This window comes from Methylocystis suflitae (assembly GCF_024448135.1).
Lineage (GTDB): Bacteria > Pseudomonadota > Alphaproteobacteria > Rhizobiales > Beijerinckiaceae > Methylocystis > Methylocystis suflitae.
Window position 1 is genome coordinate 1 of sequence record NZ_JAMRYX010000005.1, and the last position, 14,893, is coordinate 14,893.

Consider the following 14,893-nt stretch of genomic DNA (forward strand, 5'->3'; position numbering starts at 1 on the left):
AAGCGGCCCGCCGTACATCCGGGCGGGCCGTCTCATGGCGACTATGCTTGGGGCTATCGCCGCTTGCAGCGAGTTTGAGCGCTCACAATTTCTGACGCAAATTCTGCGGCAACAGCCGGTGGGGGCTCGTCAATCGGCTCTCCGGCGCCGACGCGAAGGCCGTCGCGCAGACGATCGCGAGAGCGTTAACGGCGGCTACGCCTACATGAGAGCGTCGGCGACCTATTCTGACGGAACGTTCAATTTGGCGGGAAGCTGCGCCCGGATCACATCCACGATCCGCTCAATCGCGGCCTCCGCGTCGTCTCCGCGCCGCTCCGACGCGGCAAACTCTGCCGTCTTAGCGGCAAGCTGCGACCGCAGAATCTCAAGCTCCTTCTCCGCCTGTTCGGCGGCGGCCAACATTTGCTCGATTTGTGCCTCGGCCAAGCGCAGCATCCTTTCGGCGCGCTCGGCGCGCAGCTCTGCGCGGCCCAGGTCTTCCTTCACCGCATCGGTGACTTCATGAGCGCGCATTAGCGCTCGAGCAGCCTGCTCATCGAATGCTTTGATCGCCTCCGCTGTTTCCGACACAAGATTTAGCGCGGCGACGAGCGCAGTGCTCGCAGGGGCAGGCTGATGAGCCGCGCCCTCGCTTCCGCGGACGGGTTCGCCCATCGCTTGGTTTAAATCGGGCGCATTCATTAACGCCTCCGGCCGTCGTCTGTTTAGGCTTGTCGAGTATCGACAGACTATTGTTTCCCTGATGGTTGCGCGACCCAAGAATCAACCGTCGTGCAAAATGCCTCGAAAGGTGCAAACTGACGGCTCGGAGGCCGTAGTTCCCAAGGAGGTCGCAATGGTGAAATTTGGCATCTTGGCGACGCTGGAGGCGAAGATCGGCAAGGAACATGAGGTTGCGGCGTTCTTGAAATCGGCGCTGCCGCTCGTGGAAGCAGAGCCGGGAACGGTGTCGTGGTTCGCGATCCGAGTGTCGCATTCCACCTTCGGTATCTTTGACGTCTTTCATGACGAAGCTGGCAGAGACGCTCATCTTGCCGGGGAGGTGGCGAAAGCGCTCATGGCCAAGGCCCCTGAGCTTTTCTCGCAGCCGCCGAAAATCGAAAAAGTTGACGTGCTAGCTTCAAAGCTAGGCTGAAAAGCAAAAACGCCCCGCCGTTACATCCACGGTCGGGGCGTTCCTGGCGACGGCGACGAATGCCGGCGCTCGGCATGATGTAGGGCTCAAAGCAGGCGGCGCAACGGTCCGACTTGCGGGCGACCGCCTCGGCGCTCTCGATGATGCGCCGAACAATCCGCATGACGACGCCGTCGTATGTGTCCGTGACGCGCGCGAGCCAAAGGAAGAGCCGCGCGAGCTTGAGCCGCCACGTCAGCGCAATGATCGTGCGAAGCGGCAGACGATGAAGCCGCGCCTTGACGTTGGAAAGGTCGGTCATTGTCACGGCTCCTCATGCCATTGACGGTTCGCTGTTTCGGTTCGAACTCGGACCTCCTGCGCAAGGAGGCAGACTGCCTCCATGTCTCCTTCTCCAAGTGGATACGGGTAGTTACAGGTTAGTCCTGTCATGAGCATCCAGAGCGCGCGCGAAAGCTCCATCGCCTCTCGGAGATTTTCCTCCAAGTCTCTTTCGGGGATCGGTTCGGCGCTCATGACCGCGCCTCCTGATGGCTAGCGAGCCAACGTTCGGCCTCGGCGCCGCCGCGCAGGTGCGGTTCCGCGAGAGAACCGCACTCCAGATTGTCGTCGATTTCTCGGCGGTTCTCTTGAGGAACCACCGTATTGCGCGGGCGTGAAGCCGCAACGACAATTTGTCGCTGCGGCGTACTGCTCAAGCAGATCGAGCCGCCGACCGCCCATGCGTAGTCCTGATCGTCGTCGTTAAGGATGGTGCCGGGCGCGCTCATTGCAGCATCTCCGCGCGGCGCAGTTCGAACTCCGCATTGAACGCTGCATGAATGGCTTCCATCTGGTCATGAAGATCAAGAGAGAGTTGAGTCAGCGCGTCGGCGGAAGTATCGCCAAGTTCATCGCGAACGCCGCAGATGGCGAGATGCAGCGCATAGATCCGGCTTTTCATGTCCGACAATTGGTCGCAATGGGTGTTATCCATGAGGCGCTCTTGCACGGGCTCGACAAGTTCTAATTTCCTTTGCTTGTTGCTCATGATTGCGCCTCCTGCTGGAGGACGGCGAGCGCATTGCGAACAGCGCCGAGCAGGGGCTCAGGATGGTGTTCGCCTGGATCGCAATGCGGTCCTTCAAGATGTTCAACGACGAAGGCGAGCAACGCCAGCGCGCCAGATGCGGTTGTCGGCTGCGTGGCGAGGGCTCTCATCTCGGCGTCGAAATATGCCTTGTTCCTTTCGCTGAACTCGTCTTCAGCTTCCGCGCAGCCGCTTTCGTCCTGCACTCTCTCAAACGCCGCTTCATGGATCAGGAGCTGTTCGCGGGCATTAAAGAAGTCTGTGATCTCATCGCCAGATAGGGCCCCCTTTATGTTCACGGAGTGAAGAAGGGCGGCGGAAGATTGGAATTTCTTGCCCATGAATTGGATAACGGCGATCTTGTCTCGCTCGGCCTCCAAATCTTCAATTTTGCTGTTGAGCGACGCGAGCACCTCATCAGTGCGCGCCTTGCAGCGGCGTTGCTCGGCGATGACGTCGAAAATCGGATCGGGTTCCGCGACGACATCAGCAAGTGCCGGAAGCCCGGCGACGGGCGTAGCGGCGATGCCGGCCACTAAGGCGCGGCGTGTCGTTCCTGTTTTCATGCAATCTTCCTCCTTTGGATAAGCCGAGGGCATTCGTCGAAAGGGTGGTTTCGGCGGCGGAACGCTTGCGGCTTTCAGCGATGGCTGATATTTAAAATATCAACATGGCGAGGCTTCATGTCAACAAAAAAGATATTTGAAATATCAGTCCGGCAAGTTAAGGCCGCCAGAGAGCTGCTCGGTTGGAAGCAAACCGACCTAGCAGCAGCGTCGGGGCTTTCGATCGTGACCATCCGGCGCACAGAGGCCAGAGAGGGCGATTTGACCGGGAGAGACGAAACGATTTCCGCCATCCGCTCCGCGCTCGAAAAGGCCGGCGTCGAATTCATCGAACAGAACGGCGGCGGGCCGGGCGTGAGGCTCAGGAAGGCGCGCGGCAAGTGAGCGCCAGCGTAGCACCGCGCCGTCGCACGGCAATTGTCGAACGTCCACGACCGCAGCCAATCTTGACGAGAGCTTTCGGAGAGCAGAACTTGGCGACCACTCCAAGCCGGTGGAGGGTTCACAGATGACAAGTCCAAACGTTTGTTCTGATATTGCCGTTTTAAAAGAAATTCATGAACTGACGGGACGCATCAGCGACCAGCGCATTCAAACAATCCTGCGGTCGGTTATTGACGCCGTAGCCCTTAATCCACAGCCGCTGCCGCCTCGCGCTCATGAATTATTGCAGGCTGTGGTCAATGCGCTTAATCCACAGCCGTTGCCTCTCGCGCGTTAGGCTCACGAAAGGGCGCGGCAAATGAGCGCCTAGCAGCGCCTGGTCAGCGACGATGATTCAATTCGCTCGCGTGCGCCAATATTCGCTGACAATCGCTGAATTGTGGGGGACAAGAAGGGGGATTATAGCCCGACACAGATGCAATTTCGCAGCAAATTCAATTAGTTAGATCTGCCTTTGGTCGGAGTGAGAGGATTCGAACCTCCGACCCCCTCGTCCCGAACGAGGTGCGCTACCAGGCTGCGCTACACTCCGACAGAAATGGCCGAAGCCGCTTCGGGCCGTTTTATAGCCACAGCAGGATTGCGCCGCAACTGCTTTCCAGAGCTTTTACCGCCAGACCCGCTCAAGCGTGACAAAAGCGAAGTCCGCTTCGTCCTTGGGGCCGCGCGGCGGCGCTTGGCGCGCGATCTCACGCCAGTCTTTGGGGTTGATCGCCGGGAAATGCGCGTCGCCAGCGATATCGAGCGCGACCTCCGTCAATTCAATCACGTCGGTGAGGTCGAGAAAGGCGCGATAGATTTCCTCGCCGCCCGCGATGATGATCTCGTCGACGCTAAGCAGCGCCGCCAGCCGACGCGCCGTCGCCAAAGCCTCCTGGGGATCCGCCGCGACATGCGCGCCTTCGGCCCTGAAATGGGGATCACGGGTGAGCACGACGCTTTCTCGTCCGGGCAGCGGCCGTCCAATCGATTCGAAGGTGCGCCGCCCCATGATCATCGGCTTGCCCCAGGTGCGCGCCTTGTAGCGCTTGAGGTCGCTCGATAGCCGCCAGGGAAGGCCGTTGGCGACGCCGATCACGCCATTGCGTCCGCGCGCGACGACGGCGACGATTTTCGGCTCCATCGGTTATACCGCGATCGGCGCGGCGATCGCCGGCCAGGAATCATAGTTTTCGACGCTCAAATGTTCGTATCTGAAGTCAAAGAGCGAGCGCACCGAAGGATCGAGCTTGAGGCGGGGCAGGGGCTTTGGCTCGCGCGAGAGCTGAAGCCGCGCCTGCTCAACGTGATTAAGATAGAGATGCACGTCGCCGAAACTGTGCACAAAATCGCCCGGAACGCAGTCCGTGACCTGCGCGACCATATGCGTCAGCAACGCATAGCTCGCGATATTGAACGGCACGCCGAGAAAGACGTCCGCCGAACGCTGGTAAAGCTGGCAGGAGAGGCGTTTTACGCCGTCAATTTCCGCGACGTGAAACTGGAACAGGCAATGACAGGGCGGCAGCGCCATCTTGTCGACCTGCGCCGGGTTCCAAGCCGAGACGATCAGCCGGCGCGAGAAAGGATTGCGCTTGATCTCTTCGACGACATTCGCGAGCTGATCAATCTCGCCGCCGTCAGCCGGCCAGCGGCGCCATTGCATGCCGTAGATTGGACCAAGGTCGCCGTGTTCATCGGCCCATTCATCCCAGATGGTGACGCCGTTCTCGCGCAGATATTTGACATTGGTGTCGCCCTGCAGGAACCACAGCAATTCGTGAATCACCGATTTCAAATGCACGCGCTTGGTCGTGACCAGCGGAAAGCCTTGCGAAAGGTCGAAGCGCATCTGGCAGCCGAAAAGCGATAGCGTCCCGGTGCCGGTGCGGTCGTCCTTGCGCACGCCCTCGTGCAGGATTTTATCCAGAAGGTCGAGATACTGACGCATGTCGCCGATTCAATCTTTTTTGGCCGAAGGTTGCGACTCTCACTCCATACGCCGTGCGCGCCATCCGAAGCAAAGGGCTGCGGCGTTCACGCCCATGGATTGACGACCGGCGTGCGCGCCTTCTCGAAATCGCCAGTGTCTCGGGTCACGACCGTCAAGCCGTGGAGAAGCGCTGTGGCGGCGATGATGAGGTCCGGCTGGGAGAAAGTATATCGCGTCTTGCGCCCTTCTTCGACGAGCAGGCGCCACTTTAACATGACGTCCTCGCTGACCGGCAGCGTCCTTTGTGAAAACAGCGGCCGCACTTTGAGCGTGAGCCAGTCCTGCAATTCCCCCCGACGCGCGGGATCAGTGACAAGCTCGATCCCAAAGCGGATTTCCGCAAAAGTGACCACGCTGACATAGAGCCGATCGAGCGGCTGCGCCGCTACGAATGCGACAACTTTTGCGTTGGGCCTCGGACGACGCAGTTCCGAGAGCACATTGGTGTCGAGCAGCCATCCGCTCACAACTCGATCTCGCGCACGGGCATCGCTTCCCGTTTGGGCTCAATGTCGATGTCGCGCGCGGGCGACGCTTGCATCGCGGCGATCAACGCTTCCCCCGTGCGCTCTCCCTCGAGCCGACGAAATTCCTCCGCCGAAACGACGACGACGGCGTCGCGTCCGTGAACAGTCACATGCTGGGGCCCTTCGCTGCGGACGCGCCGCACCAGTTCGCTGAAGCGCGCCTTGGCGTCTTGAAGGAGCCACCGGCCCGGTGAAGTCGGCTCCTTTTGGGTTGATTTCGGAAATCTAGTCATACTGACTAGTCTAGCGTAGAAAGGCTCGGATGCAAGCAGGGTCCAAGGCTGGCGACCGCTCTGCGAGAGTATCTTGAGAAGCGCACACGCTCGCTCGCGAAAGGGGAGGAGGAGCGCCGCCACCCTCTCCCTTTTGCCGCCACCCTCTCGCTTTGGGAGAGGGTGGCGCGCCGATTCCCGCGCCCGAGCCTTTGCGGACCCGTCACGCGGTCCTTATATATTGCCTCGCTGGGGAGCGTCGCTTCCCGACATATGGGGGATGCACATGTCGCGTTTCTTCGCGCTGAGGCGCGGATCGCTGTTTTCTTTCGCGCTTGCGGCGCTGTTGGCGCTCGCGCCCGCCATCGCCGAGGCGCGGATGGGCGGCGGCGGCAGCTTTGGCAGCCGCGGCTCGCGCAGTTGGTCGGCGCCGCCGTCGACCCGAACGATGCCGGGCCAGGCCTCGCCCTTCGAGCGCAGCGCCGCGCCGCGTCCCGCGCCGGGGATGGCAGGGGCGACGTCGCAGCAAGGCGCCTTTGGCGGCGCTTTCGGTCGCGGCATGCTCGGCGGTCTCGCCGGCGGCCTGCTGGGCGCCGGCCTCTTCGGCCTGTTGACGGGCCATGGCCTCTTCGGCGGCATGATGGGCTTTATGTCGATCATCGGCCTGCTGTTGCAGATCGCGCTGATCGTCTTCCTGGCCCGCATGGCGTTCAATTGGTGGACGCGTCGCAATGCAAACGTCATGGCTGGGGCGGGTCACCGTCCGAGCCCGGGCTTCACCTCGCCCTTTACGGCGCGCGCGCCTTTTGGCGCCGCGGGCTTCGGCTCCGGCGCCTCTCTGGAAGCCGCGATGGCGACGCCGATCAAGATTGCGGCCGAGGACTTCAACGCCTTCGAACGCCTGCTCGGCGAATCACAGGCCGCCTATAGCCGCGAGGATCTTGGCGCGCTGCGCGGCATGTCGACGCCGGAAATGGCCTCCTATTTCGATGACGAACTGGAGGAAAACCGTCGCAAGGGCGTCATCAACCGCGTCTCGGACGTGAAGCTGCTGCAAGGCGATCTGTCGGAGGCGTGGCGCGAAGGCGTCGACGAATACGCCACCGTCGCCATGCGCTTCGCGCTCAATGACGTGATCGAGGATCGCGCCACCGGCAAGCCCGCGCCCGGTTCGCCGGGGCCAACGGAGACGTCCGAGGCCTGGACTTTCCGCCGACCGGCGGGCGCCGGGCCGCAGGAGTGGAAGCTCTCGGCGATTCAGCAGGCGGCGTAAGTTCGCCATTGGCTGCAATCTTTTGCCCCTCCCGCAAGGGAGGGGCTTTTTTATTGCCGGTCCGGGCGCGGCGCGGCGTCTTGACCCTTTGACCGGCGTCCGCAATGTGCGTCGCGCTATGGAATTTGGAACTTTTGAAGCGCGCGCCTCCGATGCTGCATGATCTTTCTGCGCTGCCGATCGACGATGTGCTGCCGGCGATCCACGCGGCGCTTGAGGCGTCGTGCAACCTTGTCATCGTCGCCCCGCCCGGCGCAGGCAAGACCACGCGCGCGCCGCTTGCGCTGCTCGACGCCGACTGGGCGAAGGGCCGCAAGCTCATTTTGCTGGAGCCGCGACGTCTCGCCGCCCGCGCAGCGGCAATCCGCATGGCGGCGACGCTGGGCGAGACCGTCGGCGAAACGATCGGCCTGCGGATGCGCCTCGAATCGAAAATCTCGGCGCGAACGCGCATCGAGGTCGTCACCGAGGGCGTGTTTGCGCGGATGATCCTCGATGATGCGGCGCTCGAGGGCGTAGCCGGCGTTCTGTTCGATGAATATCACGAACGCTCGCTCGACGCGGATCTCGGCCTCGCGCTGGCGCTCGACGCCCAGACAGGACTGCGCGAGGATCTGCGGCTCATCGCCATGTCCGCGACCCTCGACGGCGCCCGCGTCGCCGCGCTGATGAGCGCCAAGACGATCGAGAGCCAGGGGCGCGCCTTTGGCGTCGAGACGCGTTATCTCGGCCGCGAGGCCAATGCGCGCATCGAAGATTCGATGCCCCGCGCGATCATGCTGGCGCTGCGCGAAGAGCGAGGTTCGATTCTCGCCTTTCTGCCGGGGCAGGGGGAGATCGCGCGCGTCACCACACGCCTTGCCGAGGCGCGTCTGCCGGATGACGTCGACGTCGCGCCGCTCTATGGCGCGCTCGATCGCGGCGAGCAGGATCTGGCCATCGCCCCGGCGCGGCCGGGACGCCGAAAAATCGTGCTCGCCACGTCGATCGCGGAAACCTCGCTTACGATCGAAGGCGTCCGCATCGTCGTCGACAGCGGGCTGGCGCGTGTGCAGCGCTTCGAGCCCGACCTTGGATTGTCGCGACTGGAAACGGTGCGCGCTTCACGCGCCAGCGTCGATCAGCGCCGCGGCCGCGCCGGCCGCACCGAGCCCGGCGTCTGCTATCGCCTGTGGGATGAGCCGCAGACGGCGTCGCTTCCGGCCTTCGCCGCGCCCGAAATTCTCGACGCCGATCTGTCCGGGCTTGCGCTTGATCTCGCGGCCTGGGGGGTGAGCGATCCGGGGCGACTCAAATGGCTCGATCCGCCGCCTTCGCCCGCCTGGAAGGAGGCGGTCGCACTCGATCGCGAACTCGGGGCGCTCGACGACGACGGTCGGCTTACCGACATGGGCCGCGCGATGCGTGCGCTGCCGCTCGCGCCGCGGTTGGCGCGGATGGTCGTCGAAGCGGCGCGCGTCGGCGAAGCGAAGCGCGCCGCCGCACTCGCCATGCTGCTCTCCGAGCGCGGACTCGGCGGCGTCGACGCGGACCTGTCGCATCGGCTCGAGCGCTTGCAGGGCGAGAAGTCGAAGCGCGCGGGTGACGCGCTGCGCCTCGCGGCGCAATGGGAGAGACTGGCGAATGGCGCGATGCCCCCTCCCCAACCCTCCACCGCTGGCGCGGGAGAGGGAGCAGACTCGGCGCTCCATGTCGCGAGTCGCCGGTCATTAGCGTTCCCTCTCCCGCGAAGCGGGGGCGGGTCAGGGAGGGGGCCTTTCTCCGACGGCGCGTTGATCGCGCTTGCCTATCCCGACCGCATCGCGAAATCGCGCGGCGGGCGCGGCGAGTTCCTGATGGCGAACGGCCGCGCCGCGATATTGCCGGTCGAAGATCCATTATCGCGGGCGGCATTTCTCGCGGTTGCCGAACTCACTGGCCGGGCGGCGCAGGCGCGAATCCTCGCGGCGTGCGCGCTCACCGCCGAGGAGGTCGAGGCGATCGGGGGCGACCGCATCGAGACTCGCGACGAAACGATCTTCGACGCGGCGAGCGCGAGCTTGCGGCGGCGCGCCTTTCGGCGTCTCGGGGCGATACGACTCTCCGAGCGCAATCTGGCGGTCGAGGCGTCCCAAGAAAACGCCGTGATGCTCGCGCGTGGCGTCGCCGCCCTTGGCGTCGCGCGCCTGCCATGGACGAAGACGCAAATGCAGCGGCGCGACCGGGCCGCCTTTTTGCGCCGCGCTGAGGGCGACGAGTGGCCGGACCTCTCCGACGCCGCTCTGGCGGCAAGCGCCGAAGACTGGCTTGCGCCGTTCATTGAGGGGCGCACGTCGCTTGCGGACATTGCGTCCGACGACCTCGAGGCCGCGCTCGCGGAGCTTCTTCCCTATGAGTTGTCGCGCAGACTCGACGCCGAAGCGCCGCCGTATTTCGAAACGCCGGCCGGGTCGCGCCATGCGCTCGACTATGGCGCCGAGAACGGACCGATCCTCGCGGTGCGCGTGCAGGAGCTTTACGGCCTTTCAAGTCACCCGACGCTTGCGCGCGGACGCGCGCCCTTAACGCTGGAACTGCTCTCGCCGGCGCATCGGCCGATCCAGACGACCCGAGACCTGCCGAGCTTTTGGAAGGGCTCCTGGAACGAGGTGAAGAAGGAGATGAAAGGGCGCTACCCGCGCCATCTCTGGCCGGACGATCCGGCGGCCGCGCAGCCGACGACGCGCGCCAAGCCGCGGGGCTCGTGAGTCCTGCGGCCGGGCGAAGCGTGGAACCCTTATGGCGCGCTTGCGGTCGTGGCTCGCGTGGCGTCGCGCGGCAATCGCTCAATCGTCACTTTCGCTGTGCCGGTGTTGTTGTCGTAAAAAACTTGTTTGCGACCGTCCAAGGATACGTGCACGGCGTCGTTGACGAAGAGGAAAAATTCTCCCGTATCGCTCGCAATGAATTCAGATACGAAGGTTTTGCGCGGGAAAGTCGTTGTGCAACTTCTTCCGCCATAGACGAAACTGTCCTGCGTCCAGGCCTTTTTCGCCGCGTCCAATTCTTCGGGCGGCAGGGGATCGCCAACGCCAAGCGAAAGGTCGCCGCCAACGCAGGATTGCAGATCCTTATGAGTCGCACAAAAACTGGCGCGCGCCGCCGACTCTGCGTAGTCGGACGGGAGCGACGAGCATTTCTCCCCATAAGGCGACAACGCGCCGCCGCCGTCGAGCGGGATCAGCGGCCATTCGACGTCTCCGCGCTCGCCAATTCGAGCGATGGGTTGGAACCAGGCGGCCGAAGGCCACCGACGCAGAGCGACGCCAGCCCTGTAAACGAAGCCCTTTCCATCAAAGCCGTAGGGATCGGTGAGCATCAGCCGATCGAGCCAAGGGTCGTCTTTTTCCGGGTCGATGCTGATCGTCAGGCGATAGCCTCCGCCGCGCTCAAGCATCCAGCCGCTCGCCCAGCACGGATCGCTGGTCGCAAATCTTCCGCTTGCGCGCGACACCCAGTCGGGCGGATTAGAGCCTTTACAGACGCGCCCGGAGCCCTCCAGATAATTGAAGCCAATTCGGTTGATCGCAATGAAGAGGGGGGCGAATACAAACACGATCGCATAAGCGGCAGGCAACAACGCGCGGCCGCCCTCAAGCAGCGACCTCGCCACAGGCGAGCTTCTCACTGCGCGCACGAATGTCGATGTTCCGCTCGGCTTGGGTTCAATGTCCTTCTTGAGTTTGTCGTTCTTGATGTTCCACGCCAAGCGCGCATGATAGCGCGTAGCGTCTTCATAAGAGTCGCTCTTGTAACGAAGAACGAAATAGGTCAGCGCCAACGCTATGCTGAAAAACGGATGGTTTAGCGCCGCTTTGACATGGGCGTAGAGATAGGAAGGCGTAAAGGACAGGATTGTGTCGCCCATTCCGCGCAGCACATTTTCAGTGCCGGACATGAATCGCGATAGCGCGTCGCCCGCGGGACCGAGCACGCGCAGAAGCCGCTGGAACGGGAGCGCAATTCCCGAAATGTGGCTCCAAACGCCCTTATTAAAATCGTCAATCGCCGGAGCAATCACCGGCAGGGCGAGCACCGTGAGGAACAGGGCCACGAAGAAGTAATAAGCAATTCGGTTGAGCCACACATAATCCCGGGCGATCTCCATCTCGGCCCGGTTGGGAGCGTCGAGGCTCCTCATCGCCCCTTGCGCAATGTCGAGTTCGTTGTCGTCGCTACGTATGCTGGCTGGCTCGGCTGCCGGAACCGCTTCGCGAATGAGCGCGTAACCCGGGCCGGTCTCGGCGCGCGTGATGGAGCGGTCCGGCATGAACACGTCGGCGCCTTTTGGTTCGCGCGTGATAACGTCGGCGCTGATTTCGCCCAGCGCCAGCGGCGCGTAATCGTCGCTTCCATCCACGAGCCGTTCAACGACCGTATGGTGCACCATCGGCCGGCAGTACGGGTTCTTCTCCGGATCCGTCAGCGTCACTTGCCGCGGATCGTAGCGATACAACACCGCCGCGCCGGCTCGAGAGTTGTGCAGCGGTCCGAATGGCGTCGCAGTCCTTCTGAAATCAGCCAGCGCCGTTGGGTGGAAATTGAGGGCTCGGTCGGGCTTGGCGTTCTCTGCTTCTCGAATCATCCACACCAGCGGGCAATGCGCCGTCATGTCGTCGGGATAGCCGCCGCCGACGTCGGAATGCACGCCGGCGAACCACACCTCCTGGATTTTTGAATCGCCGTCGTCAGGCCGCAGCGCGACGCGAATCGGATGGAACGTGCGCCGCTCATCGTCAAGCGACAAAGCCTGCCGCACACGGTTGACCCTTTCCCACATCGTATGATCGCCGCCGAACTTGATGGGGAAGACCAAGCGATGGACGACATCGCGCATTTCTTCAATCGGGACGCCATAGGCTTCCACGGTGTCGAACAGCCCCACAAAGTCGATCGAGAGCTTGTCAGGCGTGCGGTCCGAAGCCGCCTTTTTCACGTCCGCATAGCTCGGCTGCCCTCGAAGCTGCTTCCAGACGCCGAAGATGGCGTCTCGCAGCTTGGGCAAACGCAGAAACACCCAGATATTCTTTTTCCGTTCCTTATCCTGCTCGCAAAAGGCCCGCCAGGCGTCCTCCGAATTTCGGACCATCTCCTGATGCGTTACCCGCTTCTGCTTGAATTCCGTTGGCAGCAGACCTTGCGTGCGGATCAGATCAATCAACATTCGAACGGTGAACGCGCCGCGGCTGAAGCCGAACATATAGATCGCTGCGTCAGGCTCCCAATTCCAGGACAGGAAGCGATAGAGCTTGCGCACGTTCGACGGCACGCCCAAGCCCGTGGCGCCGTCCAGCATCGCGAGCGGCTTGAAGCCCTCGGTGCCGACGCCCGGAATGTAGTAAACGACCTGGTCTTTGTCGGAGAGGCAAAGCGCCTGAGAAAGCCGACAGATGTTCGAGATTTGCACCAGCCTTCCATTTCCGGTGCCATCCGCCAAAATAACAATTTTCTTAACCATAGCGAAACCTCAAAAAAATAATGCAAATAGCGGTGCCAAACGAAAATCCTACGAGCGCTCGCCGCGCCCTGCAAGGCAAAATTGAATCGCCCCAGGCCGAATTTGGCGCGGCGCACATTTTCGCTTATGCCAAGGCGACGCTCGCCCAAGCGAAGGATTGTTGATGTTTCCCAAGCCCGTTGCCAATTTGCGCCCGAATACATTCGAATATGAAGAGGCGCCGCTCATCAAGTCGACCGGCTTTCGCGAATATGACGCGCGCTGGCTGTTTGGCGCCGATCTCAATTTGATGGGCGTGCAGGCGCTAGGCATGGGCCTTGGCGCGCTGCTGCGCGAATTGGGCGTCGCGCCTGAAATCGTCGTCGGACACGATTATCGCAGCTATTCTTCATCGATCAAATTGGCGCTGGTGAGCGGCCTCATGGCCGCCGGCGTGCGCGTGCGCGACATCGGCCTCGCTTTGTCGCCGATGGCCTATTTCGCCCAGTTCGATCTCGATGTCGCGGCTGTCGCGATGGTGACGGCCTCGCATAACGACAATGGCTGGACCGGCGTGAAAATGGGCGCGCGGCGGCCCGTGACCTTCGGGCCCGAGGAAATGGGCCGGCTGAAGGAAATCGTTCTCGCCGGCGAATTTCACGAGGCGGAAGGCGGCTCCTACCGCTACATTGAGAATTTCGGCGCGCGTTATATCGACGACCTCACCCGCCGGCCGCCGTTCGCCCGCAAGATGAAGGTCGTCGCCGCCTGCGGCAATGGCACCGCCGGCGCCTTCGCGCCGCAGATGCTGGAGCGCCTCGGCTGCGAGGTGATCCCGCTCGACGTCGCGCCCGACTACACGTTCCCGCGCTACAATCCCAATCCCGAGGATTTGCACATGCTGCACGCCATCGCCGACAAGGTGCGCGAGACGGGCGCCTGCGTCGGTCTCGGCTTCGACGGCGATGGCGATCGCTGCGGCGTCGTCGACAATAAGGGCGAGGAGATTTTTGCCGACAAGATTGGGGTCATGCTCGCGCGCGATCTCTCCAAGGTCCACCCGAACGCATCATTCGTGGTCGACGTGAAGTCGACCGGGCTTTTCGCGACCGACCCCGAGCTCGTCGCGCGCGGCGTCGTCACCGAATATTGGAAGACCGGACATTCCTACATCAAGCGCCGCGTCAGCGAGCGCAAAGCGCTCGCCGGCTTTGAAAAGTCTGGGCACTTCTTTTTCAACGAGCCGATCGGACGCGGCTATGACGACGGGCTGCTCACCGCCGTCCACGTCCTCGAAATGCTCGATCGCAATCCATCGAAGTCGATGGCCGAGCTCTACGCCGAACTGCCGAAGACCTGGGGCTCGCCGACGATGTCGCCGCATTGCGACGACGAAAAGAAATACGGCGTCATCGACAAGGTGACGGCGCGCATCGAAGCGATGCGCGCGCAGGGCGCCCAGATCATCGGGCAGCCGATCCGCGACGTCGTCACCATCAATGGCGTGCGGGTGACGGTCGCCGACGGCACCTGGGGCCTCGTGCGCGCGTCGTCGAACAAGCCGGAGCTCGTCGTCGTCGTCGAAAGTCCTGTGTCGCAGTCGCGCATGAAGGAAATGTTTACGGCGATCGACGCCGTGCTGCGCGAAAATCCCGAGGTCGGCGCCTACAACCAGACGATATAGAGCCGTTGGAGGCGATCGGCTTCTCGACAAATCGGACGAGGCGCCGAAAATGGAACCGATGCCGCGCGGACTTTTTGCCGACGTCCTGACCTTTTTGCGGTTCTATACGCGCCTTCCGATCGGCGAGGGCGCTCCTTCGCCGCTTGACTTCGCGCGCATGGCGCCGGCGCTGCCGATCGCCGGCGCCGTGATTGGCGCCACGGGCGCGGCGGGTCTGTTGGCGGCGCGCATCTGCCATCTTCCTGCGCTCGTCTGCGCGCTCGTCGCCGTCGCGGTCCTCGTGCTCGCCACAGGCGCGCTGCACGAGGACGGACTCGCGGATGTCGCGGACGGGTTCGGCGGCGGCGCGACGCGAGAGTCGAAGCTGGCCATTATGCGCGACAGCCGCGTTGGGACCTATGGCGCGCTGGCGCTGTGTTTCTCGATCCTGTTGCGCGTCGCGGTGCTCGCGTCACTCCTTGAGCGAAGCGTCGCGCTCGCGGCGCTCGCGCTCGTCTTCGCCGGCGCCATATCGCGCGTCGCCGGACTGGCGCCGATGATGTGGCTTCCGTCA

The 14,893-nt window shown here is 62.9% G+C and carries 16 protein-coding genes, 1 tRNA gene and 1 pseudogene; 8 read left to right on the forward strand and 10 right to left on the reverse strand.

Annotation, left to right across the window (positions count from 1 at the left end; translation table 11 throughout):
• Positions 1-222: 222 nt before the first annotated feature.
• On the reverse strand, positions 223-516 hold the full coding sequence (locus NEI07_RS00225; RefSeq protein ID WP_256031887.1) for a hypothetical protein: 294 nt from the start codon (positions 514-516) through the stop codon (positions 223-225).
• Positions 517-838: 322 nt separating this feature from the next.
• Here NEI07_RS00225 and NEI07_RS00230 point away from each other — a divergent pair, with 322 nt between their 5' ends.
• Positions 839-1,138, forward strand: a complete 300-nt coding sequence (locus NEI07_RS00230) for a putative quinol monooxygenase (protein ID WP_256031890.1) — start codon at positions 839-841, stop codon at positions 1,136-1,138.
• A 512-nt stretch (positions 1,139-1,650) separates the two neighbouring features.
• Here NEI07_RS00230 and NEI07_RS00235 read toward each other — a convergent pair.
• The 3 genes from NEI07_RS00235 to NEI07_RS00245 are packed head-to-tail and all read right to left on the reverse strand — an operon-like array spanning position 1,651 to position 2,773.
• On the reverse strand, positions 1,651-1,908 hold the full coding sequence (locus NEI07_RS00235; protein ID WP_256031891.1) for a hypothetical protein: 258 nt from the start codon (positions 1,906-1,908) through the stop codon (positions 1,651-1,653).
• Positions 1,905-2,168 carry a hypothetical protein gene (locus NEI07_RS00240; protein WP_256031894.1) on the reverse strand — a complete coding sequence of 88 codons (264 nt, stop codon included), beginning with the start codon at positions 2,166-2,168 and terminating at the stop codon, positions 1,905-1,907. Before NEI07_RS00240 ends, NEI07_RS00235 begins: the two co-directional genes overlap by 4 nt.
• Positions 2,165-2,773, reverse strand: coding sequence for a hypothetical protein (locus tag NEI07_RS00245; protein ID WP_256031896.1), 609 nt, complete (start codon positions 2,771-2,773; stop codon positions 2,165-2,167). The genes NEI07_RS00240 and NEI07_RS00245 overlap by 4 nt, the downstream gene beginning before the upstream one ends.
• A gap of 117 nt (positions 2,774-2,890) precedes the next feature.
• Here NEI07_RS00245 and NEI07_RS19540 point away from each other — a divergent pair.
• From NEI07_RS19540 to NEI07_RS00255, 3 genes and pseudogenes are all read left to right on the forward strand, one after another.
• Positions 2,891-3,013, forward strand: a pseudogene (locus NEI07_RS19540) (helix-turn-helix domain-containing protein); the annotation flags it as partial.
• Positions 3,014-3,034: 21 nt separating this feature from the next.
• A complete protein-coding gene (locus NEI07_RS19545) occupies positions 3,035-3,157 on the forward strand; it encodes a hypothetical protein (RefSeq protein WP_328516945.1) in 123 nt (40 codons plus the stop codon).
• A 124-nt stretch (positions 3,158-3,281) separates the two neighbouring features.
• On the forward strand, positions 3,282-3,494 hold the full coding sequence (locus NEI07_RS00255) for a hypothetical protein (RefSeq protein WP_256031900.1): 213 nt from the start codon (positions 3,282-3,284) through the stop codon (positions 3,492-3,494).
• 178 nt (positions 3,495-3,672) lie between these two features.
• On the opposite strand, the gene NEI07_RS00260 is transcribed toward NEI07_RS00255, so the two are convergent.
• The 5 genes from NEI07_RS00260 to NEI07_RS00280 form a co-directional block, all read right to left on the reverse strand.
• Positions 3,673-3,749: transfer RNA gene (locus NEI07_RS00260), tRNA-Pro, on the reverse strand.
• Positions 3,750-3,824: 75 nt separating this feature from the next.
• On the reverse strand, positions 3,825-4,340 hold the full coding sequence (locus tag NEI07_RS00265) for a dihydrofolate reductase (protein ID WP_256031901.1): 516 nt from the start codon (positions 4,338-4,340) through the stop codon (positions 3,825-3,827).
• A gap of 3 nt (positions 4,341-4,343) precedes the next feature.
• Positions 4,344-5,147, reverse strand: coding sequence for a thymidylate synthase (locus NEI07_RS00270; protein WP_256031902.1), 804 nt, complete (start codon positions 5,145-5,147; stop codon positions 4,344-4,346).
• Positions 5,148-5,233: 86 nt separating this feature from the next.
• A complete protein-coding gene (locus NEI07_RS00275; RefSeq protein ID WP_256031903.1) occupies positions 5,234-5,656 on the reverse strand; it encodes a type II toxin-antitoxin system VapC family toxin in 423 nt (140 codons plus the stop codon).
• Positions 5,653-5,949 (reverse strand): type II toxin-antitoxin system Phd/YefM family antitoxin, encoded by a 297-nt coding sequence (locus tag NEI07_RS00280; RefSeq protein ID WP_256031905.1) that lies wholly within the window; start codon positions 5,947-5,949, stop codon positions 5,653-5,655. The genes NEI07_RS00275 and NEI07_RS00280 overlap by 4 nt, the downstream gene beginning before the upstream one ends.
• Positions 5,950-6,214: 265 nt before the next feature.
• Between NEI07_RS00280 and NEI07_RS00285 the strand changes: the two genes are divergently transcribed.
• Together NEI07_RS00285 and hrpB are read left to right on the forward strand one after the other, a co-directional pair.
• Positions 6,215-7,201 carry a TIM44-like domain-containing protein gene (locus NEI07_RS00285; protein ID WP_256031907.1) on the forward strand — a complete coding sequence of 329 codons (987 nt, stop codon included), beginning with the start codon at positions 6,215-6,217 and terminating at the stop codon, positions 7,199-7,201.
• A 152-nt stretch (positions 7,202-7,353) separates the two neighbouring features.
• Positions 7,354-9,927 (forward strand): ATP-dependent helicase HrpB, encoded by a 2,574-nt coding sequence (hrpB, locus tag NEI07_RS00290; RefSeq protein WP_256031914.1) that lies wholly within the window; start codon positions 7,354-7,356, stop codon positions 9,925-9,927.
• Positions 9,928-9,956: 29 nt separating this feature from the next.
• On the opposite strand, the gene NEI07_RS00295 is transcribed toward hrpB, so the two are convergent.
• On the reverse strand, positions 9,957-12,626 hold the full coding sequence (locus tag NEI07_RS00295) for a phospholipase effector Tle1 domain-containing protein (RefSeq protein ID WP_407659833.1): 2,670 nt from the start codon (positions 12,624-12,626) through the stop codon (positions 9,957-9,959).
• A 214-nt stretch (positions 12,627-12,840) separates the two neighbouring features.
• On the opposite strand from NEI07_RS00295, the gene NEI07_RS00300 reads away from it, so the two are divergent.
• Positions 12,841-14,340, forward strand: a complete 1,500-nt coding sequence (locus tag NEI07_RS00300) for a phosphomannomutase/phosphoglucomutase (RefSeq protein ID WP_256031911.1) — start codon at positions 12,841-12,843, stop codon at positions 14,338-14,340.
• A 49-nt stretch (positions 14,341-14,389) separates the two neighbouring features.
• The coding region (locus NEI07_RS00305; protein WP_256031912.1) for an adenosylcobinamide-GDP ribazoletransferase at positions 14,390-14,893 on the forward strand (504 nt) is incomplete at its 3' end.